The sequence below is a fragment of the Leisingera coralii genome, from assembly GCF_049056525.1.
In the GTDB taxonomy this organism is placed as follows: domain Bacteria; phylum Pseudomonadota; class Alphaproteobacteria; order Rhodobacterales; family Rhodobacteraceae; genus Leisingera; species Leisingera coralii.
In genome coordinates this window covers 148675-157500 of sequence record NZ_JBHUPT010000019.1, presented here as the reverse complement: position 1 = coordinate 157500, position 8826 = coordinate 148675, and the positions used below count along the sequence as shown (strand labels likewise).

At 62.8% G+C, this 8826-nt stretch carries 7 protein-coding genes and 1 tRNA gene; 2 read left to right on the top strand and 6 right to left on the bottom strand.

Annotated features, from left to right (window positions below):
* The first annotated feature begins 152 nt into the window (after positions 1–152).
* On the top strand, positions 153–1523 hold the full coding sequence (locus tag ACFMBG_RS08600) for a sensor histidine kinase (RefSeq protein WP_421054296.1): 1371 nt from the start codon (positions 153–155) through the stop codon (positions 1521–1523).
* A 386-nt stretch (positions 1524–1909) separates the two neighbouring features.
* On the opposite strand, the gene ACFMBG_RS08595 is transcribed toward ACFMBG_RS08600, so the two are convergent.
* The 5 genes from ACFMBG_RS08595 to ACFMBG_RS08575 form a co-directional block, all read right to left on the bottom strand.
* Positions 1910–2992 carry an extracellular solute-binding protein gene (locus ACFMBG_RS08595; RefSeq protein WP_421054295.1) on the bottom strand — a complete coding sequence of 361 codons (1083 nt, stop codon included), beginning with the start codon at positions 2990–2992 and terminating at the stop codon, positions 1910–1912.
* The gene (locus ACFMBG_RS08590) at positions 2983–4836 is read right to left on the bottom strand and encodes an ATP-binding protein (protein WP_421054294.1); all 1854 of its coding nucleotides are present in this window, start codon (positions 4834–4836) and stop codon (positions 2983–2985) included. Before ACFMBG_RS08590 ends, ACFMBG_RS08595 begins: the two co-directional genes overlap by 10 nt.
* Positions 4837–5274: 438 nt before the next feature.
* A tRNA-Arg gene (locus tag ACFMBG_RS08585) sits at positions 5275–5351 on the bottom strand.
* Between the two features lie 35 nt (positions 5352–5386).
* A complete protein-coding gene (locus tag ACFMBG_RS08580) occupies positions 5387–5911 on the bottom strand; it encodes a GNAT family N-acetyltransferase (protein ID WP_421054293.1) in 525 nt (174 codons plus the stop codon).
* A gap of 196 nt (positions 5912–6107) precedes the next feature.
* On the bottom strand, positions 6108–7121 hold the full coding sequence (locus ACFMBG_RS08575) for a PhzF family phenazine biosynthesis protein (RefSeq protein WP_421054292.1): 1014 nt from the start codon (positions 7119–7121) through the stop codon (positions 6108–6110).
* 83 nt (positions 7122–7204) lie between these two features.
* Between ACFMBG_RS08575 and ACFMBG_RS08570 the strand changes: the two genes are divergently transcribed.
* The gene (locus ACFMBG_RS08570; protein WP_421054291.1) at positions 7205–8143 is read left to right on the top strand and encodes a LysR family transcriptional regulator; all 939 of its coding nucleotides are present in this window, start codon (positions 7205–7207) and stop codon (positions 8141–8143) included.
* Positions 8144–8176: 33 nt separating this feature from the next.
* On the opposite strand, the gene ACFMBG_RS08565 is transcribed toward ACFMBG_RS08570, so the two are convergent.
* Positions 8177–8818: an alpha/beta family hydrolase gene (locus tag ACFMBG_RS08565; RefSeq protein WP_421054290.1), complete on the bottom strand. Its 642-nt coding sequence runs from the start codon at positions 8816–8818 to the stop codon at positions 8177–8179.
* Positions 8819–8826 lie beyond the last annotated feature (8 nt).

Below are 8826 nucleotides of genomic sequence, written 5' to 3'. Positions count from 1 at the left end.
CGGTTTGACCGCTGGCCCCACACCCGGGAAAACGGGAGGCACCGGTCATGACACTTGCCAGGCACTTCGAAGCAAAACAGCCCCCGCTCTGGCGGAACCGCCTCAAGTCCCAGGCGCATCCCGCCGCAGCCCTGCTTGTCGGCGCAGGCTTTGTGTTCGACTATCTGACCCCGCTCGGGGTGGCGGCCGGCCTGATTTACACCGCCGTTGTTCTTTGCAGCATCTGGGAGGACAAGCCGGTCAAAGCCTACACATATGCCGCGGCCGGATCCGTGCTGACTGTTCTTGGATACCTGCTGTTTCCCCGTGCCGGGGTCGATGAATGGATTGTGCTGACCAACAGGATTCTGACAGTGATCGCCCTGTGGGCCTTTGCATTCGTTGTCCACCGTCAGAAATCCATCCAGATTTCGCTCGAGCGGAAACAGAATGAGCTGGCTGCCATTCAGGACAACAGCATCGAAGGTTTGATTACCATAGATACCCAAGGCATTATTCTCAGCTACAATCGCACATGCTGTAAAATATTCGGCTATTCCGCCAGAGAGGCCATCGGCAAAAGCATCAGGCTCCTCATCCCAGGCGCCGGCCGCTCTGCAAATGACAGCAACAGCGGCGATACTCCCGGGACCGGGCAGATGGACTTCACTGGCGGCCGCCGGGAAGTTCAAGGGCGGCACAAAGACGGCCATGCCTTTCCGCTTGAACTGTCGGTCAGTGAAGTCCGGGTCGGCCGCAACCGTCTGTTCAGCGGTATCCTCCGCGACATTTCCGAAGAGAAGCGGGCTGAGGCGGAACGGGAGCGCTTCATGAAGGAGCTCGCCCGCTCAAACCGGGATCTGGACAATTTCGCCTATGTCGCCTCCCACGATTTGCGGGCGCCGCTGCGGGTGATTGGGAACGCCTCCCGCTGGCTGGAGGAAGATCTGGCGGACAGCTTGGATGATGACAGCCGGGAAAATTTGCAACTGCTCCGCACCCGGGTTTCGCGGATGGAACGGCTGCTGGACGATCTTCACGAATACTCGCGGGCAGGGCGTAAAACTGACAGCAGATACCAGCAGTACATGCCAGGCAACAAGCTGATGCAGGAGGTTCTGATGCTGGTCGATCAGCCAGAGGGCTTCACCATAAACATCGGCCCCGGCTTCGGCAGCATCCAGTTGCCGAACATGCCGCTCAAGCAGATTTTCGCGAACCTGGTGTCCAATGCGATCAAGCACAACGATCGCGGCGCCGGCGTGGTCGATGTGACGGTGGAGGACGCCGGGGATCACTACGTGTTTTCAGTGGCCGATGACGGCCCCGGCATAAATCCTGAATTTCACGAGCAGGTTTTCAAGATGTTCCAGACTCTGAAGTCGCGCGATGAGGTCGAAGGCAGCGGCATCGGCCTCTCAATCGTCAAGAAACATGTGGAGCAGGCCGGCGGCACGATCTCGGTTGTGTCGCCTCCCGGCGCAGGCTGCGAGTTCCGCCTCACTTGGCCCAAGCCGCCGGAAGTTCAGAAGGAAGGTGGATAAGCTGGAGAATGGCGGTAACGCATCGCCCCGCCGCGGGGACCTGAAGATTCTGCTGGCCGAAGGCGGCAATGGCGATGCCAAGGCCGCCCTGCGGGTCTTCCGGCAAGTCAGGATCGCCTATGAGATCACCCGGGCACCCGGGCGGTCCGCGGTGCCGAGGCTCCGGAGACCTTGCAGGAGACAGCCGGACGCGATTTTCTGCAGCTTGCCGACATGGCCGGCCGGCATTGGCGGATTGCCGAACGACCCGATGCAGGCCTTCGCCCACAGCCGCAGTCACTCCAAGCCCGTGGCAAGACAGTCACGGCAAAGAGGAGAAAGCAGTGCGGATTTTCACCCCCTGACAGCCAAGACTGCCTTTCAAAGTGACGCCACCCGGTGAGATTCTACAGCCCGATCTGAAGCAGTCTCCAGCGGCGATCCAGGTAACGTTTCTCCTCGCCGCTGCGGGGGGTGACGAGATAGAGCCCGCTGCGGGCTTCCGGCGGCAGCGTAAGCGCAGGAATCTCGTAATTTGGGTCGTCGATCTCAGCGCGCGAGGCCGGAACGCTGTTGGTGGCATTGGTGAACAGCGTCGCCTGTGCCATTGACTCGGGCTGGAGCATGAAATCCACCAGCCGGTTTGCCGCTTCAAGATCGCCGGCATCGCTTGGAATGACAAAAAGATCAGCCCACAGATTGGTGCCCTCCCGGGGCATCACGTAGTGATAGCGCTCCGTTCCCTGCTCCAGCAACGGCGCCAGCCCGTCCGTGCTCCAGGTGACCGCCAGGCAGACCTCGCCGCCCAGCAGGGCGTCATACTGATCCACATCAAACGAGCGGACATAGGGCGCGATAGCGGCAAGAACGCCGAATGCGGCCTCCAGATCCTGCTCCGACCGCGATTGCGGGTCCAGGCCAAGATAGGCAAGCGCGGCAGCCACAACCTCCTCAACGGAATCGACGACCGTTATGCCGCAGTCTGCGAGCTTGCTGGCATTGGCGGGGTCGAACACCAGCGCCCAGCTGTCAAGCGGTGCGTCCGGCAGGCGCTCCAGTACTGCGCTGCGGTCATAGGCGATGCCGGTGGTGCCCCAGAGATACGGCAAGGCGTAGCCTTCCGCTTGCGGCATGGAGTCCAGGTACAGCTGCATCAGCTGCTGATCGATGGCAGCCCCGTTCGGAATGCCGGAGAGGCTGATCTGCTGGATGGCGCCTGCCTCCGCCAGGCGGGCGACGGTTTCCGAGGCCACCACTGCCACGTCGTAACCGGTGCCGCGGGCAAGCAGCCGCGCTTCGGCCTCATCGGCTTCGCCATAGGTATCCAGGAGAAGACTGGTGCCAGTCGTGTCCTGGAAACGCTCGACGGTTTCCGGGGCGATGTAGCCGCTCCAGTTGTATAGCGAGACCCGTCCGGGATCCGCCGCGGCCGGGACAGCCATCGCAGACACAGCGGACAGAGCTGCGGCGGTCATCGTCGTCAGGCGCATTTCGAACTTCCTTCAATTGTTTTGCCGGCCTCTTCTGGCCACAGACGGGTCAAGGCGGCGGCAAGCGCCGCTTTGTTGACCGGCTTCGCGAGGTAATCATTCATCCCCGCAGCCAGGCCTTCGGAACGCTGCTCGCTCATCGCATTGGCTGACAAGCCGATGACCGGCACCGGCGGCAGGCCCAGCTCCCGCTCCTTCGCCCGGATCGCCCGGGTGGCATCGAGCCCGTCCATTTCAGGCATCCGCACATCCATCAGCACCAGATCGGGGCCCCAGCTGCGCGCCAGCCCGACAGCTTCAACACCGTCGCCTGCGGTCATGACGGTACACCCCAACCGCTCCAGCATCTTGCCCGCGACCATCTGGTTGACCCGGTTGTCGTCAGCGACAAGGACCTTTTTGCTGAAGATGGCCGCGACCGGTCCGGGCTGAGGCACCTCCGCGGGGGGCGGAACGTCTTCGACCGGGAACTCCACGGTGAATTCGGACCCTTCCCCCTCCGCGCTTTGCAGTGAAATGGTGCCGCTGATCGCCTCGGTGAGGTTATTGACAATGGCAAGGCCCAGCCCGGTTCCGCCGAACCGCGTGGTCGTGGTCGCATCGGCTTGCGCGAATTGCTCAAAGATCCGCTGCTGGGCTTCCGGCGGAACCCCGATTCCGGTGTCTTTGACGGAAATCCGGATCACCCGTGTGCCGTCGTGCGCTGACGGCAATTCCTGCAGATTGACGTCGACCGAACCGTTCTCGGTGAATTTCAACGCGTTGCTGATGAGGTTGACAACAATCTGACGCACCGCGGTGCCGTATCCCAGCACATGCCAATTGCTCACCCCGGTGCTTTCCCGCAGTTGCAGGTCTATATTCGCGCTCTGGGCCCGTGCGGAGAACAAGTCAATGACCTCCAGGCACAGCGCCCGGACATTGAAGGCCTCGGCCTCCATTTCCAGCTTGCCGGCCTCGGCCTTGGACAGGTCCAGAACGTCGTTGATGATGCTCAGCAGGGAATTGCCGCTGATGATCATCATGCGGACCATGTGGCGCTGCTTGTCATCAAGCTCGCTATCGTTCAGCAGTTCCGCCAAGCCCAGCACGCCGTTCAGCGGGGTGCGGATCTCGTGGCTCATCGTCGCCAGAAACACTGACTTCGCCTCTGACGCGGCCTCCGCCTTGCGGCGGCTCGCCTCGATTTCCGACTGCGCGCTGATGATGAAGCGCTCCATCGGCATATGCACAAACCGTGCGGCGACAAAGACGCCTATGGCCCCGATCAGCACAGCCGCCAGCGCATAGATCAGCTGCGTTTCCGCAGCGATCCGGCCGGTCCGGACCTCGTCCTCCTTCGCCTCCATCAGCACCGGCAGCAGCCGCCGGGACAGATTGGATGCCAGGGCCGCGGCCTTGGCATCGGCAGCGGCTGGCCGGTTACCCTCGGGGGCTGTCAGAACTCCGGCCAAAAAAATGATGTCCTCGAGTTCGGAAACCGGGTTCAGCGTTGGCTGGGACAGGACCTCCTGCGCTTGCGGGGAAAATGCCGCCAGCGCACCAGGGCCGGTGAGTGCGGCAAGCGAGTCAGCTGCGGGCCCGGCGCTGCGCCGGATGCGCCCGCGCGCAATCAGCGCCTTCTGGCTGTCCGGATCGTCCTTCAATTCATCAAACGCCAGCGACAGCTCAGCCAGAGAGACCAGGATCTTGTCCAGCACCCTGGTGTTTTCCGCCCGCCGTTCCACACTGCTGTGCCCTGTGAGGGTAACGCAAAAGGCGGCCACTGCGGCCAACAGCAGGATCGCCAGGGCGATGCCGCTGCGCAGCCGGAGATATCTTCGAGTGACACGCTGCTCTGTCATATGGCGTCCGTGTTTTTTGTTATTTTGGCATGTCCTTGAGGCCGTCACCCGCAGACTAGAACCGGCTTCTCATCCTGAAAAGCGAATGTTGAAAATAATTTAAGAAACTGAAACTGAAAACTTCGCCAATCAGCCTTTCGACACTGCCAGACAGCACTGCCGGGCCTTCACGCGCCGGCTATTTCTGCCTCCGTTGTTCAAAATGTGAAATTTTGGGACACATACCAGACGCGCCCAATACTGGCTAAATGGTCGGTCAAGGCTGCTGCTAGAGGCAGGCATTTTGCCCGGCTGGGAACAACCGCACTGCCATGCCGAACCTTCAGGACCACAAAGCGCCAGTTAGACGCACTCAGGCCAGAGGCGACGAACTTCGCGCAACTCTTTGCCGTGCCCCCGCAAACAAAGCGCAAGAGGCTGAAGATATATGACAAGAAATGGCGATCCCTGAAGGACTCGAACCCTCAACCTGCTGATTAGAAGTCAGCTGCTCTATCCAGTTGAGCTAAGGGACCGCGTGGCGCCAGTTATGACAGGCTCGGGCCGGGGGTCAAGCCGCGGCGCGCAGGTCCAGGTGCATAAAGACGGACCAGGGGTCCTCGCCGTAGTCCGCAAACGGCCCGCATTGCACAAAGCCCAAGGATTCATACAGATTGCGCGACGGCAGGAAATCATCCGTGGACCCGGTTTCCAGATAAATGCCAGAGGCGTTTTCGCGGCGGGCCAGCGCCAGCAGGAAATCCAGCATCGCCCGCCCTGCCCCGCTGCCGCGGGCTTCTGCCAAGGTATGCATCGATTTCAGCTCGCGCGCGCCACCGCCCAATGTTTTCAGCGCTCCCATGGCAATGGCCCTGCCGCCCTGGCGCAACAGGAAGAACTGCACTTCCGGCCCTTCCAGTCCGCTGCCGTCCAGCGCATGACAGCTCTCCTCGGGCGACTGCGCCGCCATTTGCGAAAGATGCCGCCGGATCATCGCGGCGGCCTCCGGCTCTGCCGGGCTTGCCGGGCAGATTTCGAAACCGGAGGCAGGTGTGCCGGCGCCGGCCGGGCTGCTGCGGTGCTCTACATTCGCCATTTTGCCTCAACATTTTGCCAGAGATCATCGGGGGCATCCGGCGCAGTCCGCACCAGCCTGGCACGAACCCTACTGCGCAGTCACTATCAGGGAAAGAAAATTCCTCACCGCTTAGCCGCTTTGGAACCGGACCGCTGCGCGGGGCAACGGTCCCGAGAAACCAGCGCGTCATAGCTGAGGGGCATCCCCTGGGGCCTCAACCCCGGTCCTGCAGACCGATCTCCATTTCCTTCATCACAGCGCCAAACCCTCCTGCCATCAGGCCGGTGATCCGTCCTGCCTCCAGATCCAGCTCAACGGTGATTTCACTGGGCGACGCCGGCACCATGCAGTGGCCCTGTTCGATCAGCAGCCTGGGTTTGCGGAGGCCAAGAAGGTCATAAAGAGCGCAGGCCAGCGGCCCGGCGGCCATGCCGGTTGCCGACTCCTCAGCAATGCCATAGCGCGGCGCGAACATGCGCGCCGTGGCATCGGCGGAAGTTGCGGCGGGATCAATTGTAAAGACATAGAACCCGATAAGGTCCAGCGCCTCGCTGATGGCCTCTATCTGCAGCTGCCGGGGCTGGATGGCCGCCAGCGCTGCAGCGTCCCTGACCGCAACCAGAACAAAACTGTTGCCGGTATTTGCAAGCACCGGCGCAAACCGCGGATCCAGGCTGTCCTCGTCCAGGCCAAGCGCGGCCAGCACGTCCTCGTGCCGGACACCGCGGTCCGCCCAATCGGAGGCCGCCTCATAGCGCGGCGCCAGCTGCTCCATAAAGGCCGCACCGTCCCGGATGATGATCTTGCGCGGCCCATCGACGGTTTCCTTGGAGGTTTCACCCTCCCCCACCCGGCCGAGTTCGGCAAGATAGCTGAAGGTTGCGATGGTCGCGTGGCCGCAATGGGCGATGCGCCGGGTTGGAGTGAAGAAGTCCAGCTTGAACCCTTCGGTCTTGGAACGAGAGACAAAGGCTGTCTCCGACAGGCCAACCTTTCGAGCAATCTCAAGCATCTGCACGTCGCTGAGGCCATCGGCATCCAGCACAACACCGGCCGGATTGCCGCCGGTTGCCTGCACATGCCCGCCACCTCCATGACTGACCCGCGACAGGTCCGCATCGCTCAGCCCGTCGCGGCCGGCGTCCAGCAGTTCCGGGTCGCCGGTGTCGCGAAGGGTGACAAACCCGTTGACGATGCGGGCGGTGACAGATGTGGTGCTCCGGGTCATGCTGCGAACTCCTTTTCATGAACTATAGTCAGCATGACGCGAGGCTTGCTGCAGATATACTGATATAACTATGATCCATGTTCATGAAACATGCTGACAGCCTTCTCCCAAAACTGCTGCAGAGCGCCCCCTTGCTGGAGGCCATTGCAGAAGAACAGAACTTCACCCGGGCCGCAGAGCGGCTGGGGGTTGAGCAATCCGCGGTCAGCCACCGGATCAAGGCACTGGAGGAGGCCCTTGGGGTACCGCTGTTCGACCGCACCACCCGCCGGATCACACCGACGGAGGCCGGGCGCATCGTCTGTGAGGCGGCGCAGCAAAGCGGCGGGGTCTGGAAAGCCGCGCTCACCCGGCTGCAGGACCTCAAGACCAGCCGCAGCCTGCGGCTGTCGGTATCGTCGTCCGTGGCAATGAAATGGATCGTGCCCGCCCTGCAGCGCGCGCAGGACAGCGGGCTGGATCTGCTGGTGGACGTCGATGACCGGCTGGCCGACCTGCACGCGGGCGAGGCCAAGGCCGCGATCCGCTATGGCTTGGGGCCCTATCCGGGCCTGCATTCGGAGCCGTTGCTGCAGGCCGTGCTGCTGCCGGTCTGCCGCCCGGGGTATCTGGGGCGGCAATCCTTGCAGGACTATTGCCAGCGGCCCGGAGCGCGCCTGCTGGTCGACCGCTTCGGCGAAAGCGACGGCACCGGGTTCAGCTGGCAGGCCTATTTTGCCGGCCGCGGCTGGGACATCGGGTTTGAGCGGTCCATCAATGCCTTTGCCCGTGCCGACCTGGCCATCCAGGCTGCCATCAGCGGCATGGGTATTGCGCTGGGGCGCAGCCTGCTGGTGGAGCACGACCTGGAAGCCGGCTTTCTGGAGGCCGCCGGCCCGCCGGTGAAATCGCGGGCCCGCTATTGGCTGGTCACCACGCCGGCCAATGCCGCGACCGAGGGGTACCAGGCCCTGCGGGACTGGGTCCAGGCAGAGATCTCGGCGATGCGCAAACAGCAGGCCGCGCTGTTTGGCGGGCTGTGACAGGGCGCTTACCAGCGTGTCAGTGCAAGGGGCTCAAACCGCTGCCTTGATCCAGCGGGCAATCTCGTCTGCTGCAGACTGCAAGTGCTGCTCTTGCGTCAGCCCGGTCACTTTCTTGCGCGGTTTCAGATCATGGTCGCCGTCGTCCAGCCAGCAGAATGCGACCGTATCAGACAGGGCATAGGACGCGGCCTCCTCCCGGGTGCCGAACGGGTCGCGGGTGCCTTGGCAGATTAGCGCCGGGGTTTTCAGCCCGGCCAGATGCCCGGTCCGGAGCTTTTCGGGTTTGCCGGCCGGGTGGAACGGGTACCCGAGGCAGACCAACCCGCGGATCCGCTTCTGCCCCCAGAGATCATCGGCAATCATGCTGGCAACCCGGCCGCCCATGGACTTGCCGCCAAGGAACAGCGGGCCGCTGCATGCGAGCGCCTCGACAGCACTGCGGAATTCGTCCTGCAGCAGCTCAACCTTCGGAGGCGGCCGTTTCGGCCCGCCGCTGCGGCGGCCGGCCATATAGGCGAATTCGAACCGGGCAACCCGCAGTCCCCGGGCGGCAAGGGCCTCCGCTATGGTGGTCATGAAGGGCGTGTCCATCGCCGCCCCCGCACCGTGCGCAAGGAGAAGGGTAGCGCGGCCCGGTTCGTCACCGTTCAGCAGAAACGCGATTTCAGACAAGACGTTTT

What these genes read in the sequence shown, in the direction of transcription:
- ACFMBG_RS08595 (WP_421054295.1), bottom strand. Translation starts at nt 2,992, where the DNA reads ATGCGCCTGACGACGATGACCGCCGCAGCTCTGTCCGCTGTGTCTGCG.
- ACFMBG_RS08590 (WP_421054294.1), bottom strand. Translation starts at nt 4,836, where the DNA reads ATGACAGAGCAGCGTGTCACTCGAAGATATCTCCGGCTGCGCAGCGGC.
- ACFMBG_RS08580 (WP_421054293.1), bottom strand. Translation starts at nt 5,911, where the DNA reads ATGGCGAATGTAGAGCACCGCAGCAGCCCGGCCGGCGCCGGCACACCT.
- ACFMBG_RS08575 (WP_421054292.1), bottom strand. Translation starts at nt 7,121, where the DNA reads ATGACCCGGAGCACCACATCTGTCACCGCCCGCATCGTCAACGGGTTT.
- ACFMBG_RS08570 (WP_421054291.1), top strand. Translation starts at nt 7,205, where the DNA reads ATGAAACATGCTGACAGCCTTCTCCCAAAACTGCTGCAGAGCGCCCCC.